The sequence below is a fragment of the Bradyrhizobium canariense genome (assembly GCF_019402665.1).
In the GTDB taxonomy this organism is placed as follows: Bacteria; Pseudomonadota; Alphaproteobacteria; order Rhizobiales; family Xanthobacteraceae; genus Bradyrhizobium; species Bradyrhizobium canariense.
Map to the genome: position 1 here is coordinate 313,096 of NZ_VSST01000015.1, position 18,855 is coordinate 331,950.

An 18,855-nucleotide genomic window follows, 5' to 3' on the forward strand; every position below is an offset into this window, starting at 1 on the left:
AGGAGAGGAGACGTCAATGTCGAGATCGTTGAGAACGTTCGGCTTTGCGGCAGGCGCGGTGGTGCTCACCTGTCTGCCCGCCGTCGCGCAAACCAAGGTCACCAATGAAGGCATCTCGGCGTCCGAGATCGTCATCGGCACCCATCAGGATCTGTCGGGGCCGATCAAGGTCTGGGGCGTGCCGGTCTCCAACGGCATGAAGATGGCGGTCGAGGAAATCAATGCGGCCGGTGGCATCAATGGCCGCAAGATCAGGATGATCCTCGAGGACAACGGCTACGATCCGAAGAAGGGCGTGCTGGCGTCCCAGAAGATGGTCGAGCGCGACAAGATATTTGCAATGATCGGCTCGATGGGATCGGCGCCGACGCTCGCCGCGCAGGACATCCTGTTCGATGCCGGCGTGCTCCAGCTCTTCCCGCTGACCGCCGCCGAGTTCACCTTCAAGTTCGACCCGGCCAAGCCGCAGGAGCGGCTGAAGTTCAACAACCTCTTGCCCTATGTTGAGAGCACGCGCGCCGCGCTGAAATACATGGTGGAGTGGAAGAACTTCCAGAAGCCCTGCATCATGCACCAGGACGACGAGTACGGAAAGAACGTGCTCGACGGCTTCACCCAGCAATTGACGGTCATGAAGCTGCAGCCGGCGTCGGTGACGAGCTACAAGCGCGGCGCCTCCGATTTCAGCGCGCAGATCGCCAAGATGAAGTCCGACGGCTGCGATCTCGTCGTGCTCGGCACCGTGATCCGCGAGACCATCGGTGCGATGACGGAGGCGAAGAAGCTCGGTTGGGAGGTCACCTTCCTCGGCGCGACGCCGACCAACGTGCTGGAAGTGCCGGCGCTCGGCAAGGACGCCGTCGAGGGCCTCTATGCGGCGAGCGGCTTCGAGATCCCCTACGAGGACACCGCCAAGGGCAAGGTCCACGACTGGCTCATCAACTACAAGAAGATGTTCAACACCGATGCCAATACCCAGGCGATCATCGGCTACAACGCGGTGACGACGTTTGCGTTCTACGCCAACAAGGCGGGCAAGGATCTGACCGGCCAGAAGATGCTGGACGCGCTGGAATCGGGCGACAAGTTCCTCGACATCTTCAACTCGCCGCCGACCAAATTCTCCAAGACCGACCACCTCGCCAACACCATCACCCAGGTGCAGCAGGTCAAGGGCGGCCGCTGGGTTCTGGTGAAGGACAATCTGATGTTTTGATTTCTTCGCCTCTCCCCGCATGCGGGGAGAGGCCGGGATTTGCGCAGCAAATTCCGGGTGAGGGGGCTCTCCGCGAGTCGAACTGTCACCGGATTTGCTGAAGCAGCCCCACACCCCAACCCTCTCCCCGTAAGAACGGGGCGAGGGAGAGCACACAGCCCTACGATCCCCCACCCGCGGTGCCTGAATTCACCGGGGCCAGCTCGTCTTCCCGGCAGCGCCAGCCATCGGCGGCTTTGACAAACGCAAATGTGCGCTGGATTCGCAGGCGGCGCGTGACGTTGAAGGCGTCTGCGGAGCGCTCCTTGTTGCTGACGCCAGGCTGCGGACGACCCGTCCTGGGGTCCCAGCAGGTGCCCGTGCACGTCGTGGCGACCTTGCTGCAGGTGGCGAAGGGCGCCAGCACGGCCATCTCGATTTCGCCCGTGACCTGCGCCTCCTGCTCGCCCACCTGGCTATCGAGCGCATAGACGCGGTTGATGCGGAGGAAGTTGCCGCAGGAATTGGCCGCGTGGATTCGCGCGGCACAGAAGTCGACGGCATCGGTGTCGGGCGCGCGGGCTGCGACCTGCCGGCCGAACACCTTCTTCGGATCGCCTTTCGCCGCGCCAATCTCGTCGGCCTTGTGCTTCAGATAGCCGGCGAGACAGTCCTCCGCGGACTCGAGCTCCCCGAGCGGCACGTTCTCCTTGCCGACCAGATTGCATTTGCGATCGCGCTCCCGCGTCCACCGGCCGTATTCGGCGAAGGCAAAGCGCGCCGCGGTCGGATCGAGCTTGCCGATCAGGCCGAGAACCTGACTGTTCAACTCGGTCTCGGCAAGCGCCAGCGACGGGTCCGCACAGATCAGCGCGCCCGCGGCGGTGTTGGCCGCGAGACAGTCGAAATCCGGATCGCGCACGATCGCGGCGCGCTCATCGGTCACCTTGAGAAGACATGCCTTCACCCGGTCGAAATCGTCGGTGCGGATCGCGGTCTGGCCGACGATGCCGCAACCGAGGTTGCGCTGGCGAATCCAGATCGCGTTCTCCTCGATCCCAGGCAGGCGATCGGGCAGACGGGCAAGCCGTGCCTCGATTCCCGTGCTCAGCTTCTCGGCGGCGGCGGCAAGCTCGGCATCACCGCAGAACAATTGATTGCCGGGATCGCGGATCTGCTGGCAGTTGTTCCTGGCGAACAACGGCAGCCTTTCGGCGACGGAGCGGTCGGACGGGCTGGATTGCGCGAAGCCTGGCGCCGCCGGCAAGGCCAGCAGTGCAAGCATAGTCAGCACGATGAACCGCATTCCGGTCGCCCCCGCATAGCCGCGGCCATGCTAGCGTCCCGAATCGCGCGGCGAAATGGCTTTGTGGGGTAAGCTACTTGATCCTGGTAGCCCGGATGGAGCGCAGCGCAATCCGGGATTCGTGCGACAGGCGGCGGCCCCGGATTTCGCGGAGCCCGTCATCGGGCGGCGCTGTGCGCCGACCCGGTGGCTCCATCCGGGCTACAAGAAAGTCAACGCGCCTCGGCGGCGATCATCGAGAACCGCACGGGTTCGTCGACATACTTCATCACGGCCGACTGGTAGAGCACGAACAACGGCTGGTAGCTCCGTGCGGCGTCGTCCTCGACCATCGCCATGCGGCGATTGTCGAGCATCAGCCAGTGGCCGTCGAGCCGTGCAGCGACAACCGCATGCTCTTCGCCGGCCCTGACGTCGCGCACCACGACGATACGGAGATCTTCGGCGGCAACGCCCGCGAGCTTAAGAGCGGCGAGCTTGGCAATGGCGTAATCCTCGCAATCCCCGGCGCCGAGCGCGAAGGTCGCGAGAGGTGAGCTCCAGACGTCCTCAGAACCGTCAGCGGCGGCACGGATGGCGAGGTTGATGGCGCGATTGGTCTCGCCCAGCAGAGCGCGGCCGTCACGGCTGCGGGCCTGGTCGACGATGGCGAGCAGTTTCAGCGCAGCCGGCGAAGCGCAATTGTCCCGGTCGCCGTCGCACAGCGCGAGCTGCACCATGTCATCGTCGAGCCTGGACCTCAGCGCGAGCCATTTTTGTTGCAGGCTGCCGGCGGAGATGGCGAAGGCGAACACGCCGAACGGCTCGGCGGATTTGCGCACGAGGACGCCGGCTCCCGGCGACAACAGCGTGCCAGCGCGAAGCTCGGCGGCCGATCCAAGCAGGATCAATCCGCACAGCACTAGGATTGCGCGCCAGGCGCGCGAACGAGCAGCGGTCTCCATCTGACATCCCCTTCCGGCTTCGCCAGGTCCCCCTCGACCTGCACGTGCTGGGCTTTGTTGCTTTCGCGGAGATAGTGCGAGGCAGGCGGTTTTGTTCTGCTTAACGCGCCCGGCTGGGGTCCCAAAACCGGGCAACAGGCTGAAACGGGCCTGCTCATATTGCGTAAAATTTTACGATTCGCCGGCTAGGAGAGCGGCAGTTGCCGCGAAGAAGGACCAATTGCAGGCACAAGTTGTGGTGGAACTGATTCTGCGCCTTATGGCTAACGGCTCGCTATTTCACGGCTTCTGTTAGTTGGATCACAGATTTGGCCCCGTATTTGCCGCAGGGTGGTGCGGGGCACCACGAACAAAAGATGACATAAGTATCTATTGTGGGATTTCTGCAATAGAATACATGAGGTTACTTGGAATGAGCGAAAATAAGCGCTGCTTTACGTATGAGTATTTGAAAGATTACTTTGACTTCTCTGCAGGTGCCCAGCCGCCTGAGAGCATCGACCGCTTGGTGATGCGAAATCACACAAGCAATAGGTGGTTTCGCTAAGGACTTGGTAATGATATGCAAGTTTAGGCGAGCGATACTTACTTAGATTTTAACTCCTTTTTTGGTGCCCGGATTGAATTACGCTGGCAAATTTGACGCCGCGATTTCCTTGGACGGCTTGGGTTCCCGATCGCCCGCCGATGGCCACGTCGATTCCTTTACCGCAAAGGCACATGGTCATGTGCCTGACGGCGCATTCGTCGTTCCCGACCCGAACCTGATCTTCAACGGCGATTTCAAGCGCGCCGGTCTCGACCTCGTGCTGTCCCATGACGGCCACGACTTCGTCGTTCACGACTATTTCAGGGGCGACAAGCGCGCGGCGATCGCCTCGCCCGACGGCGCGCACCTCACCGGCGACGTCGTCAACGCACTCACCGGCCATGTGCAATATGCGCAGGCCGCCTCCGGCATTGCCGCCGCCCAGGTCATCGGCCACGTCACCAAGCTCTCCGGCAGCGCGACCGCGGTTCGTAACGGCGTCTCCGTCATCCTGAACAACGGCGACAACGTCGAGAAGGGCGACGTGGTCTCGACCGGTGGCGACTCGACGCTCGGCATCACGTTCATCGACGGCACGGTGTTCGGCCTGTCCTCCAATGCGCGGATGGTGCTGAACGAGATGGTCTACGACCCCAACGGGTCGAACAATTCCTCTCTCCTCAGTCTGGTCGCGGGCACCATCACCTTCGTTGCCGGCGAGACCGCCAAGCACGGAGACATGAAGGTCGACACGCCAGTCGCCACCATGGGTATCCGCGGCACGGCGGTGCTGAGCCAGATCAACTTCGTCGTTCCCGCCGGCGGCGGCGATCCGCAGCCGCAGGCGAGCTTCCAGGTGCTGGTCGAGCCGAACGGCACGACGGGCTCCTACATCCTGTTCGACAAGGTCACGCTGCTGCCGATCGCGACGGTCAACCAGGCCGGCCAGATGATCCAGATCAGCGGCGGCAACGTCTCGATCTCCAATGCGCTGATGTCGCCGGACATCCAGAAGCTGATCACGGACGTGTTCACGCTGAAGTTCACGGACAACAACAGCAACACCAAGCTGACCCAGAACTTCACCGACTCGATCACGCAGACCGGCAACATTGTCGTGATCAAGACGGACACCGGTGCCACCGCGACCGCGACCTTCACGAATCTCACTCAGCCGGGAGCGCAGGATTCCGGCCATGATCCGTCGAGCAGCACCCGCATTCCCGGCCCGCCCGATGCACGCAGCCTTGATCTCAATGGGAATGTGCAGAAGGCGTTCGCGCTGACTGAGCGTGCGGATACGACCGGCGACACGACGCATTCCGACACCATCTCCGGCCTGATCACCTTCGTCGACCAGAACCTGGGCGACCGGCCGACGGTGAGCATAGACCTCGGCGACGCGCCGAACTATCTCTACAAAAATGCCGGCCAGCAGGATGTCACCAGCGCGCTCTCTGCACTCCAGAAGCAGGACATCGCGGCAACGCAAACCCAGATCAGCGTCGCCGCAGCCGGCGGTAACAACAACAACGGCTCGGCGGTCTGGACCTACACGATTCCCGACCACGTCTTCGACTTCCTAGCGGCCGGTGAAACGTTGACGCTGACTTACAAGGTTCGCGTCAACAATAATTTCTCGGTCAATCCCGAAACGTCGCCCATCGACATCACCATCACGATCACCGGCACCAACGACAAGCCGGTGATCACCACCAGCGTTCCCGTCATCATCTTCGAGGGCGGCACCAGCAAACCCGGTGGCCCGCTCACCAGCGAGGTGCCGACTTCGGGCACGCTGACCTTCACGGATGTCGACCTCACCGACGCCCACACGGTCGCGGTCAAGCTGACCAGTGCGACCCTGCCTGATGGTAGCGTTCCGCCCGGCCCACTCGCGGCGTTCCAGAGCGCGATGTCGGTCGCGATCGCGGCGGGCGCCGATAGCACCGGAGACGGCACCGGCGCCATCAACTGGTCGCTGGCTGACCTGCCGGTCTATCTCGCCGACTTCATCCCCAAGGGTGAGGTGCTGACGCTGGTCTACACCGTGACGCTCAAGGACGCGCAAGGCGCCACCTCGCAGCAGACCATCACCGTCACGATCACCGGCACCGACGCTCCCGCCGTGGTGTGGATCGCGACCGACAAGCCCGGTGCTCCCTCCGGCGGCTTCTGGAAGGATGCGGCCAATTGGGCAACCGGCACGGTCCCGACCATCAATGACGACGTCATCGTCATCACCGACCAGCTGCATGGGCTAACGCCGTCCTATCCGGTGACAATCGACACGGCAGCCTACGCCAAGTCGATCACGATGAACGACTACGACACCGCGGTCGGCCACAAGGCACCGGAAGTCATCAACAAGAGTGCGCTGACGATTGCGGGCGAGATCAGCCTCAAGGCCGATTCGAAGCTCACCAATTTCGCGGCAAGCACGATCTCGGTTGGTGGCAAGGCCGAGTTCCTGGACAGTAGCGTGCTCACCAATGCCGGCTATCTGACGCTTGCGGCCGGTGGCGATTTCGCTGGCGGTACCACGATCGCCAATTCCGGCACGATTGAGCTGTCCGGCGGCACGCTGAAGACGCTCGCCGCAATTAACAATGCCGGCGGCACGCTCAAGGCCGATGCCGGCACGACGCTGATCGTCGACACTGCCACCATCAGCGGCGGCACGGTCACCATCGCCGGCACGTTGGAACTCGATGGCAGCAGCGTCCTCAAGAACGGCACGCTGAACAATTCAGGGGCGGTCAACGTCAAGGGCACAGCGGAGTTCGCCCACGAGACCGTCTCCAACACCTCCGGCGGCACGATCAAGGTGCTGGCGAATGGCTGGCTGACGATCGACCAGGGCGCGACCGTTACCAATACCGGCAACGTCACGATCGATGCCGCGGGCAAGCTGACAGTGAACGGCGCCACCATCAGCGGCGGCACGATCAACGGTCTCGGCACGATCGACGTTACCGGCGCCAGCACGATCGATGGCGGCGCGACGCTGAGCACGGCCATAGTTATCGCCGATGCTAAGCTGACGCTGGACGGCATCACGGTTTCGGGCTCGACGATCACGGACAATGCCGGCATCGAGCTCGACAACACCGTCAAGCTCCAGGACGGCGCCAGCATCCAGGATGGCGCGGTCGCCAACACCGGCACGCTGAAGATCGCCGGCGCTGCGATGCTGTTCAACGATGTCGTGACCAACACCGGCACGGTGTCGGTCGATGGCGGTCAAACGCTGACACTGTCCGGCACGGAGATTTCGGGCGGGGCCGTCAACGGCGCCGGCATCATCGATGTCATCGTCGCGAGCAAGATCGACGGCGGCGCCACACTGAGCACGGCTGCAGTTACCGCCGATGCCAAGCTGACGCTGGACGGCATCACGGTTTCGGGCTCGACGATCACGGACAATGCAGGCATCGAGCTCGACAACACCGTCAAGCTTCAGGACGGCGCCGGCATCCAGGGTGGCGCGGTCGCCAATATCGGCACGCTGAAGATCGCCGGCGCTGCAACGCTGCTCAACGACATCGTGACCAACACCGGCACGGTGACGGTCGATGGCGGCCAGACGTTGACGCTGTCCAGCACGGAGATTTCGGGCGGGGCTGTCAACGGCGTCGGCACGATCGATGTCATCGGCAGCAGCAAGATCGATCAATCGGCGACGCTGAGCACCGCTGCCGTGACGGTTGAGAGCGGCGTCATACTGACGCTGGATGACGTGACCGTTGCGGGTACCGCAATCGCCAATCATGGCACGGTCAAGGTCGATGCAAGCAGCAAGCTGACATTGAACGGTGCAAGCCTGACCGGCGGCGCGCTCATTGTTTCGGGCACGCTGAATTCGACCGGCACAACTGCGATTACCGACGCTAACATCTCGAACAACTATCTGATCGAGGCAACCCTGGGCGCGTTGACGCTGTTGGCGACGACCTCCGCAAGCTCGATCGCGAATGACGGCATCCTCCGGGCCAATGGCGCCGAGCTCGACATCAACGGCGAAGCCGTCACTAACACCGGCACGTTGGCGGCGATCGATCACGGGACACTGAAGCTGATCGGGATGAAGGCGACCAATACCGGCAGCGGTACCGTCTCGGTCGAGTCCGGCTCGACACTCGATCTCCAGGGCGCGACCATCGACGGCGGCACGGTCACGATTGCCGGTATGCTCGAATCGACCGGCACGAGTGCGATCGACAACGCCGACATCACCAACACCGGCACGATCACGGTCACCAGCGGCACGCTGACGATCGATCCCGCCACGCTTCACACCATCACCAATCACAATCTGATTCAGGCGAATGGTGGCGTGCTCGGCGTCTCCGGCGAAGACATCTCCAACACCGCGGATCTCGAGGCGATCAACTATGGCACGCTGAAGCTGACAAATCTGACTGTCAGTAACAGCGGCACCGGAGCGATCACGGTCGATGGTCACTCGAAGCTCTATCTGACCGACGTCTCGATCAACGGCGGCAGCCTGAGCAATGCCGGCAATCTCTACAGCGCCGGCGTCGATACGGTCACGGGCAGCGTCACCAATACCGGCATCATCGAGGTCCAGAGCGGCACGCTCGACCTTGCGGGTGGCATCGCCGGTTCAGGCAAGGTGATCGTCGATGTCGGCGCGACGCTGGAGTTTTCGGGCGCGACCGGTTCGATCCACATCGTCAATTCCGGCTCGATCGTGGGCACCGGTGGCAATGCGGCGATCCACATCCAGCAGGACACGACCGGTTCGGTGATCGACAATTCCGGCACCATCGGGCCGGCCGCCGCCTTGAGCGTGACCTCCGCGACCGATGCGATCGTCGAGACCGACGGCAGCCTCACGATCAACAACACCGGCCACATCAACGGCAATGTCTCGGTCGCTACCGCGACCTTCAACAACGAGCTGGGCGGCACCTGGACGGTCGCCGGCACGAGCGTGTTCGGCAATGCGTCGACGATCGTCAATGACGGTGTCATCGATCTCCTCAACGGCGCCTCGATCTCCCTGAGTGGGCCTGGCCTCGTCAATCACAACCACATCGACAGCTGGGGCACGGCGTCGATCTCGGGCACCATCGCCAATACCGGCACCATCGAGGTCCATGGCGAGTTGTCGCTGTTCGGCTCGTTGACCGGCACGGGCTCGGTCACCGTCGATGCCGGCGCGCTGCTGAAGCTCGAAGGCACGGTCGCGCAAACGATCGCACTTCACGGCAACGGCGCCGCGCTTGAGATCGATACGGACACGTTCGGCGGCTCGATCGCAGACTTGTCCGTGAACGACACGATCGAATTATCGACGATCCAGTGGGGCCCCGGCACCAGCGCCGTCTACGTGCCCAATGCTGTCGATCCTGCGAGCGGCGGCATGCTCACGGTCACCGGCAACGATGGCAAGACCATTGACCTGACTCTCGTCGGCGACTATCGCAACGCGCACTTCGCGGGCAGCGACGATGGCGGCCACACGCTGATCACGATGCATGCGATCGACGACGCGCCGGCGTTCGACATGGTCAATGCATCCCTGACCGCGAACTTCTCCGAGCGCGAAAGCACCACCGGCTCCGGCGATTCCGACCCGCTGCCCGCCGCAACCGGCTCGATTCACTTCACCGACATCGACCTGACGGACCGTCCGATAGCGACAGTTGCAGTCACTGACCAGGCTGTGACCTGGCTGGATGGCGGCACCGACCTCACCGCGTCGCTCACCGACGACGAGACCGCCGCGTTGAAGGCCGCGCTGATCTATGGGCAGACCGGCAAGAACAACGGCACCGTCAACTGGAGCTATTCGATCGTCGACGGTGCGCTGGATTTCCTCGCCAAGGACCAGACCGCGAAGGTCGACTCCACCATCACGCTCACGGACGATTACGGCAAGATCCATACGGCCGAGGTCAGCGTCACCATCACTGGCAAGAACGACATTCCGACATTGGCCGCGGTCACCACGGGTCCACTTGTTGACACCGCCGCCACCGATAGCTTCCCGAACATCACGGGAACGCTGGTCGGGACCGACGCCGACCATGGCGAGACGGCAACGTTGCACTACGCGGTGATGGATGGAGCGAACGCGGTCACGACGGTCGCCGGTCATTACGGTTCGCTGACGGTGGATGCCGTCGGCAGCTACAGCTACGTTCCGGATGCTGCGGCGATCAACGCGCTGTCGGCAGGCCCTTACTCGGACGTCTTCACGATTCAGACCAAGGACGCGCAGGGTGCTGTCGGCACGGCGTCATTCACGGTCGCCGTCACCGGCGCCAACGACACGCCGGTGTTGTCCAATGGCAGCATCGGGAAACTCACCGACACGGCCGCAGCGGATAGTTTCTCCGACCTCACGGGACAGGTGGTCGGGACCGACGTCGACACCGGCGACACGCTGAGCTATGCCCTGCTTGACGCAGGTCACCAGGCCGTCGCGACGGTCACGGGTCATTATGGCGCGCTGACGCTCAATAGCAACGGCAGCTATAGCTACGTTCCCGACGCTGCGTCGATCAACGCCCTGCCGGGAGGCTCCTATTCGGATAGTTTCACGGTCAAGGTCACCGACGCGCATGGCGCTGCCACCACCGCGACATACACGGTGGACCTGACGGGCGCCAACGACACGCCGAAGCTGTCCGATCTCAACATCGGCTCGCTCACGGACACGGCTGCGACTGACAGTTTCGCCAATCTCACCGGCAAGCTGGTCGGGACCGATGCTGACAGTGGCGAGACGGGGTCGCTGACCTATGCCGTGCTTGATGCGACGCATCATGCGGCTGCAACGGTCGCAGGCCACTACGGCTCGCTAACGGTGAACGCGAACGGCAACTACAGCTACGTTCCGGATGCAACCGCCATCAACGCACTGCCGCAGGGATCCTATTCGGATACGTTCACGGTACAGACGACGGACGTTCATGGGGCCGCGGGCACGGCGACACTGACAGTCGGCGTGACCGGCGCGAATGACACGCCGATGTTCGATCTCGATCACGTGAGTGTTAGGCAAGACGACGACGAGCAGGTGATCGTCCATGGCCTTTCGTTGGTCGACCCGGACGCTGCTCCGAATGAGATATTCACGCTGGCTGCCACGACTGAGGCTGCCGGCAGCAATGCGAGCCCGTCGTCGCGCTCCGGTCTATTTGCAAACATCAATGGGAGCCTGAATACCGTTATCTACAATGAAGGCAGCGCAGAGCCGCCCACGGACAAGATCACGCTCACCGTGACCGACGGGCACGGGGCGAGCGATACCATTCACTTGATTTTCAACCTTCCTGAAAGTGCGAACGACCACGCGCGGATCACCGGCACGACCGGCAAAGATCTGTTCATCGGAACCGGCTATCAGGATCAGTTCGTGTTCGCGGCCGACTCGAACCGCGATATGATCGTGAATTTCACGCCGGGTCAGGACCACATCGATCTCTCGGCAGTTGTGACGACCTCCAATCTTTCCGCCTGGATGGCCCAGCATGTGGCCGGGTCACCTACCAATTCGGCGGACACCCTGATCACGATCGACGCGGCAGACACGATCGTCCTGAAGGGCGTCACCGCGGCCCATCTCCATGCGAGCGACTTCATCGTCCACGCCTGATGACCGCTTGGGTGCCAAGCCGCCGGCTGCCATTGCCCGTGAAAGCGTGATATTCAACCGCCATGAAACGTCTCAAAATCCTGCGGCGGTGGTTTGCGCGGAAGTTGGGGTTTGCGCGGCTGATGTGCCTTGCGCTGCTGGTCGTGTTTGCCGGCGCTCGCCTGTGGGATCCGCCGCCGATCCAGGAACTGCGGCTGCGCACCTTCGACATGTTTCAGTTGATCGATCCGCGCCACAAGGCGGCGCGGCCGGTCACGATCGTCGACATCGACGACAAGAGCCTCGCCAAGCTCGGCCAATGGCCGTGGCCGCGGACGCGGATCGCCGACATGATACAGAACCTTACCAGCAACGGCGCGGTCGCAATCGGCTTCGACGTCGTGTTCTCGGAGGCCGACCGGCTCAATCCGGATCTGGTCGCGAGCCACATGCGCTACCTCGACGATGCCACCCGCGCCAAGTTGCGCGAGCTGCCGAGCAACGACCAGATCCTTGCCGAAGCGATCAAGCGCTCGCGCGTGGTGCTGGGCGAGACGGGGCTTCCAGCAGTCTTGTCCGAACTCGACAAGTCACTTCCATTCACCGGCGTAGCGACGCTCGGGGAGGACGGGTCTGAACGCTTCATGTTCGACTTCCCGGGCTTGTTGCGCAACGTGCCTGTGATCGAGAAGGTCGCGGCCGGACGCGGCCTGTTCTCGATCAGACCCGAGCGCGATGGCCTGATCCGCCGCGTGCCGATGATCCTGCGGGCGCAGGACAACATCATGCCCTCGCTGAGCCTGGAGATGCTGCGCGTCGCCACCGGCACGCCGACGCTGCTGATCAGGACCGACAAGAGCGGTATCCGCACGATCCGCCTCAAGGGCCTGGAGATCCCGACCGACAAGAACGGCCAGCTGTGGATGCATTACGCCCGCCCGGACCCCTCGATCTACGTCTCTGCGGCCGATGTGCTCGACAATAGCGTGTCGCCCGGCAAGATCGCCGGCAAGCTGGTCCTGATCGGCACCTCCGCGGGCGGGTTGAACGACCTCAAGACCACGCCGGTGTCCTCGACCATGCCCGGCGTCGAGATCCACGCCCAGGTGCTGGAGAGTGTGCTGAGCGGCGCGGTGATCTCCCAGCCCGGCTATGCGCTCGTTGTCGAGCTGCTCGCCGCGCTCGTCATCGGCTTGCTCGTCATCATCTTCACGCCGAACCTCGGACCGGTCCGCCTCGTACTTGCCGGCGCGACCTTCGCCGCGATCCTGATCGGAGTGTCCTGGTTCTACTATGCCCAGCGCCGCTATCTCATCGACTTCACCTATCCGCTGCTCTCGACCACCGCGATCTATCTGACGCTGATCTTCGCGAGCTTCGTGCGCGAGCAGCGGCAGCGCGTGCAGATCCGCGGCATGTTCGCGCAATACATGTCGCCGGTGCTGGTCGAGCAACTCGCGCAGTCACCGGAAAAGCTCGTCCTCGGCGGCGAGGAGCGCGAAATGACGATCATGTTCTCCGACGTGCGCGGCTTCACCACCATATCGGAAACCTACAAGCACGATCCGCAGGGCCTGATCGCGCTGATGAACCGCTTCCTGACCCCTCTGACCGACGTGATCATCGATCAGAAGGGCTATATCGACAAATATATGGGCGACGCCATCATGGCGTTCTGGAACGCGCCGCTCGACGATGCCGAGCACGAGGTCAACGCCTGTGAGGCCGCGATCCAGATGCTGGAGCGGATCGACGCGGTGAACAAGGACCGCGAACAGGAAGCCACGGATGGCGGCCACGTCTACATCCCGCTCAATGTCGGTATCGGCCTCAACACCGGCATCGGCGTCGTCGGCAACATGGGCTCCGACCTGAAGAAGAACTATTCGGTGCTCGGCGACAGCGTGAACCTGGCCTCGCGCCTGGAAGGCCAGTCGAAGGAGTACGGCTTTCCCATCATCGTCGGCTCGAGGACGGCGCTCGCCGCCAAGGACAAGTTCGCGATCCTCGAGCTCGACTTCATCATGGTCAAGGGCAAGACCGAGCCCGAAGTGATCTACGCCATCGCCGGCCGCGAGGACGTGATGCATTCCGGCGCCTTCCAGCGCCTGCGCAACGTCACCATCGAAATGCTGGCCTGCTATCGCGGCCGCGACTGGCAGGGCGCGCTGGACGCCATCGAACGCGGGCGCAGGAGCGAGGATGCCGACACGCTGGAAAAGCTGTTCAAGCTCTATGAAGTGCGTATCAAGGAATTCCAGGTGAATCCGCCGGCGGAGGGGTGGACCGGGGCCTATGCACTGCTGACGAAGTAGGGGGCAGATGTGCGGTTTTGAAGCTAACCACACACTCGCTGTCGTCCCGGCGAACGCCAGAACCCATTACCCCAGGGAGAAGTTGTTACGGCGAGCGGCCAACCACCAATCTTCGGCAAACGAAATTCGGTGGTTATGGGTCCTGGCTTTCGCCAGGACGACGGCAGAGGGTTGAGCTGTCGCCTCACTCCGCCCCGATCGTCGTCAGGTCCTGGAACCAGTGCTGCGCCTGGACGAACTGCTTGACCTTGGGCGACAGCGCATGCGGGTTGGTGTCGTGCACCACCCACACCAGCGTGGCGTCGTCGACGATCAGCGCGTGCGCCTGCGCCAGCAGCTCGTCCTGCTTGGTGCTGTCGAAAGTCTGCTTGGCCTCGTCGATCAGCGCGTCGACCTTCGGGTTCTTGTAGCCGCCCCAGTTGACGCCGACCGGCGCGATCTGGCTCGAATGGAAGAAGCGGACGATGGCGTAGAGCGGGTCGGAGGTGACGTAGGCGATGTTGTTGGCGGTGATGCCGGCGTTCATCTCGTCGGCCGCGCCCTTGCGCCAGTGCGTATAGAGTGTCTCGAGCTCGACGACCTTGAAATCGATGTCGATCCCGATCTCCTTGAAGCTCTGCTGCAAAAATTCATTCATCGGCAGCGACAGCATCTGGCCGGTGCCGCCCTGTGCGATGATGAAGGTCGCCTTCAGCGGCTTCGCCTTGGAGTAGCCGGCTTCCTCGACCAGCTTCTTCGCCGCGGCGACATCGTATTTCAGCTCGAAGCTCGGCTTGCCGAACCACGGGCTCGACGGATCGACCTGTCCCTTGGCGGGTTTCGCAAGGCCATTCATCAGGCCGACCACGGCCTCACGATCGATCGCGAGGTTCAGCGCCTTGCGCAGGCGGATGTCGGTCCAGGGCGAGCCCGGCAGCACGCTCAGATGATAATTCCAGACATGCGGCGTGACGTTATCGACGAGCTTCATGCCGGCGGCCTTGAGCTGCGGCACGGCATCCGGCGCCGGCGTTTCGATCAGATCGACTTGCCCGGCCAGCAGCGCATTGGTGCGCGTCAGCGCTTCCGGCATCGGCACCAGCACGAGCTTGTCGACCTTGGGAATACGCTTCTTGTTCCAGTAATCCGGATTCTTCGTGAGCTCGGCGAGCTCGCGCGGCACCAGTTTGGTCAATTTGAACGGGCCGGTCCCCGAAGGCTGGCTCGCGAACTTGTCCCAGTCCTTGCCGAGCTTCTCGTATTGCGTCGGGCTCGACACCAGGAACCACAGCATCTGATAGGGAAAGAAGGAATCGACCGTCTTGGTGGTGATCTCCACCGTGGAGTCGTCGATCTTGGCGTAGCTCGCGACCGAGGGCAGGCGGGTCTTGACCTGGGCGCTCTGGCGCTTGTCGAATTGTGGCGCCTTGTCGTTGAGCACCTTGTCCAGATTCCAGATCACGGCGTCGGCGGTGAACTCGCTGCCGTCGTGAAACTTCACGCCCTTACGCAAGGTGAAGCGCCATTTGGTCTTGTCGGTATCGTCGACCTTCCATTCGGTGGCGAGCCCCGGCACCAGTTTGCCGGGTCGATCGGCGACGTCCATCTCCCAGGCCACGAGCGGATCGTAGATGGTGTAGGCCGTGAACTGATAGGCGCCGGCGCCGCGATCGGGCTGGCCGGTGGTCAGCGGGATGTCCGCCATCGAAATGCCGTAGCGCAGCACCGTTTCGGCGCCCGCCGGAATCGCGGACAACGCCAGTGCAAGCACGGCGAAACAGGTCGATAGTCGGATACGCATGGCCAAAGCTCCAAGGAAGACTTCAAGGGAGAATTGGAGCCAAACCTGCAATCTTGATGCCAGAATAGGCAGCGAGGTGCTTTCGCCGACGTGTCATCACAAGGACTTGTCGTCGCAGGGGCAATTTGCAGAATAAGTTTCCCCATTGGCATAGGCATTGCATACGATTGCATCAAAATTAGTCATCGAAGCCGGAAAAGGATTGAGGCAATGCTGATCAACAAAAACAAGACCCGCGCGGCGCTGATCGCGTTGCTGGCGCTCAGTAGCGCGGCTGCGTGGCCGCGCGTCGCCAGTGCCGAAACCGTGCTGCGCATCGCCATGACGGCTGCCGATATTCCGCGCACGCTGGGCCAGCCCGATCAGGGTTTTGAAGGCAACCGCTTCACCGGCCTCACCATGTATGACGCGCTCACCGCCTGGGACCTGTCCTCGGCCGACAAGGCGAGCGTGGTGATCCCCGGCCTTGCCACCGAGTGGAAGGTCGACGATGCCGACAAGACCAAATGGACATTCAAGCTGCGCCCCGGCGTGACCTTCCATGACGGCTCGCCGTTCAATGCGGACGCCGTGGTGTGGAACGTCGAGAAGGTGCTGAAGCAGGACGCGCCGCAATTCGACGCCAGCCAGGTCGGCGTCACGGCCTCGCGGATGCCGACGCTGGCGTCCGCGAAGAAGATCGACGACATGACGGTCGAGCTCACCACCAAGGAGCCCGATAGCTTCCTGCCGATCAACCTCACCAATCTCTTCATGGCGAGCCCGGCGAAGTGGCAGCATTTCTACGAGAAGGCGGAAGGCGCTGACGCCAAGGCCAAGTCGCAGGCCGCATGGACCGCGTTTGCCAAGGACGCCGCGGGCACCGGCCCGTGGAAGATGGCCGCGTTCACCCCGCGCGAGCGGCTGGAGCTGGTCAAGAATGCGAGCTACTGGAACAAGGACCGCGTGCCCAAGGTCGACAAGATGGTGCTGTTGCCGATGCCGGAGGCGAACGCGCGCACCGCGGCGCTGCTCTCCGGGCAGGTCGATTGGGTCGAGGCACCGGCGCCGGACGCTTTGCCCGAGCTCAAGCAGCGCGGCTTCAAGCTCTACGCCAACGAGCAGCCGCACGTCTGGCCGTGGCAGTTCTCGCGCGTCGAGGGCTCGCCCTGGAACGACATCCGCGTGCGTAAGGCAGCAAACCTCTGCGTCGATCGCGAAGGACTCAAGGACGGCCTGCTCGCGGGGCTGATGGTGCCCGCGACCGGCACCTTTGAGCCCGGCCATCCCTGGCGCGGCAAGCCGACCTTCGAGATCAAGTATGACAAGGCGGCTGCGCAGAAGCTGATGCAGGAGGCCGGTTTCGGCCCGAGCAAGAAGCTGACGGTGAAGACCCAGACCTCTGCCTCCGGCTCGGGCCAGATGCAGCCGCTGCCGATGAACGAATATCTCCAGCAGGCGCTGGCCGAATGCTATTTCGACGTGCAGCTCGACGTCATCGAGTGGAATACGCTGTTCACCAATTGGCGCCGCGGCGCCAAGGATCCCAGCGCCAACGGCTCGAACGCGACCAACGTCACCTACGCGGCGATGGATCCGTTCTTCGCGCTGGTGCGCTTCCTGCAATCGGGCATGGCTCCGCCGGTCTCGAACAATTGGGGTTTCATCAACAATCCCAATTTCGACGAGCTGGTGAAGAAGGCGCGGCAAACCTTCGATCCCGCCGCGCGTGACGCGGCGCTCGCCGAACTGCACGCGGCCTCCGTCGATGACGCAGCCTTCCTCTACGTCGCCCACGACGTTGGCCCCCGTGCCATCAGCCCGAAGGTGACAGGCATCGTGCAGCCAAAGAGCTGGTTCATCGACTTCTCGCTGGTGTCGATGCAGTAATTCTCTCAGCTTGCTCAGTGCACCCTCTCCCCTTGTGGGAGAGGGTGGCTTCGCAAAGCGAAGCCGGGTGAGGGGTCTCTCTCCGCGAGTGACCATCTCTCATTAGGAATAGCTGTACTCGCGGAAACAACCCCTCATCCGGCGCTCCGCGCCACCTTCTCCCGCAAGGGGAGAAGGAAGAAAGAACTGCAGTGCTCGCCTATATCGCCAGACGCATCGTCTACGTCGTCCCGATCGTCATCAGCGTCGCGCTGGTGTGTTTTCTGCTCGTGCACATCACGCCGGGCGATCCGCTGGTGGCCGTGCTGCCGGCTGACGCCTCGCAGGAGCTCGCCGCGCAGCTCCGCACCGCCTATGGTTTCGACCGCCCGCTGCCGGTGCAGTTCGGGCTTTGGCTGCTCCGCGCACTTCATGGCGATCTCGGCAATTCCATCGCCACGGGCCGCCCGGTGCTGGCCGAGGTCATGCGCGCGGTCAGCAACACGGTCACGCTGGCGATTGCGGCGGCGATCATCGGCTTCACCATGGGCATCCTGCTCGGCCTGATCGCCGGCTATTTCCGCGAGACCTGGATCGACAAGCTGGCGACATCCTTTGCCATCGCCGGCGTTTCGGTGCCGCATTACTGGCTTGGCATGGTGCTCGTCATCATCTTCTCGGTTCAGCTGAACTGGCTGCCCGCCGTCGGCGCCGGACCCGGCGGCTCGGCCGCCTGGGCCTGGGACTGGGCGCATTTGCAATATCTCGTGCTGCCGGCGATCACGACCTCGGTGATCCCGATGGGCATCGTCACCCGCACGGTGCGCGCGCTGACCGGCGACATTCTCAGCCAGGACTTCGTCGAGGCGCTGCGTGCAAAAGGCCTGCACGAGCGCGGGGTGTTCCGCCACGTCATCAAGAACGCCGCGCCCACCGCGCTCGCCGTGATGGGACTTCAGCTCGGTTACATGCTCGGCGGCTCGATTCTGATCGAGACCGTGTTTTCCTGGCCGGGCTCCGGCTTCCTGCTCAACTCGGCGATCTTCCAGCGCGACCTACCGCTGCTCCAGGGCACGATCCTGATCCTGGCGCTGTTCTTCGTCTTCCTCAATCTGCTGGTCGACATCGCGCAAGCCGCGATCGACCCGCGCATCAAGCGGGGCTAGCGATGAGCGAGGCTGGAGCCGTGAAAAGGGTGCGCTCCCTCCCCCGCCTGCGGGGGAGGGTTGGGGAGAGGGTGCCTCCTCAATCGAGAGTCCCCAAGAGGAGAGAGCCCTCACCCGGCGCTGCGCGCCGACCTCTCCCGCACGCGAGGGCTTTGCTTAATTG

Annotated in this window: 8 protein-coding genes; 5 read left to right on the plus strand and 3 right to left on the minus strand. The window is 63.0% G+C overall.

Annotation, left to right across the window (positions count from 1 at the left end; all coding sequences use genetic code 11):
• The first annotated feature begins 16 nt into the window (after nt 1–16).
• On the plus strand, nt 17–1,216 hold the full coding sequence (locus FXB41_RS08165) for an ABC transporter substrate-binding protein (protein WP_219681140.1): 1,200 nt from the start codon (nt 17–19) through the stop codon (nt 1,214–1,216).
• 160 nt (nt 1,217–1,376) lie between these two features.
• Here FXB41_RS08165 and FXB41_RS08170 read toward each other — a convergent pair whose 3' ends face one another.
• Complete coding sequence (locus FXB41_RS08170; protein WP_219681142.1) at nt 1,377–2,501, minus strand: lysozyme inhibitor LprI family protein; 1,125 nt, start codon at nt 2,499–2,501, stop codon at nt 1,377–1,379.
• Between the two features lie 212 nt (nt 2,502–2,713).
• Nucleotides 2,714–3,445, minus strand: a complete 732-nt coding sequence (locus FXB41_RS08175; protein ID WP_219681144.1) for a transglutaminase-like cysteine peptidase — start codon at nt 3,443–3,445, stop codon at nt 2,714–2,716.
• A 620-nt stretch (nt 3,446–4,065) separates the two neighbouring features.
• Between FXB41_RS08175 and FXB41_RS08180 the strand changes: the two genes are divergently transcribed.
• Both FXB41_RS08180 and FXB41_RS08185 read left to right on the plus strand, forming a co-directional pair.
• Nucleotides 4,066–11,604: a VCBS domain-containing protein gene (locus FXB41_RS08180; RefSeq protein WP_219681147.1), complete on the plus strand. Its 7,539-nt coding sequence runs from the start codon at nt 4,066–4,068 to the stop codon at nt 11,602–11,604.
• 62 nt (nt 11,605–11,666) lie between these two features.
• A complete protein-coding gene (locus tag FXB41_RS08185) occupies nt 11,667–13,898 on the plus strand; it encodes a CHASE2 domain-containing protein (RefSeq protein ID WP_007599545.1) in 2,232 nt (743 codons plus the stop codon).
• A gap of 184 nt (nt 13,899–14,082) precedes the next feature.
• Here FXB41_RS08185 and FXB41_RS08190 read toward each other — a convergent pair whose 3' ends face one another.
• A complete protein-coding gene (locus FXB41_RS08190; protein WP_219681149.1) occupies nt 14,083–15,678 on the minus strand; it encodes an ABC transporter substrate-binding protein in 1,596 nt (531 codons plus the stop codon).
• A 210-nt stretch (nt 15,679–15,888) separates the two neighbouring features.
• Between FXB41_RS08190 and FXB41_RS08195 the strand changes: the two genes are divergently transcribed.
• Entirely contained in the window at nt 15,889–17,547 is a 1,659-nt protein-coding gene (locus tag FXB41_RS08195) for an ABC transporter substrate-binding protein (protein ID WP_219681150.1), read from the plus strand.
• Nucleotides 17,548–17,738: 191 nt separating this feature from the next.
• Nucleotides 17,739–18,692: an ABC transporter permease gene (locus FXB41_RS08200; protein WP_007599552.1), complete on the plus strand. Its 954-nt coding sequence runs from the start codon at nt 17,739–17,741 to the stop codon at nt 18,690–18,692.
• The last annotated feature ends 163 nt before the right edge of the window (nt 18,693–18,855 follow it).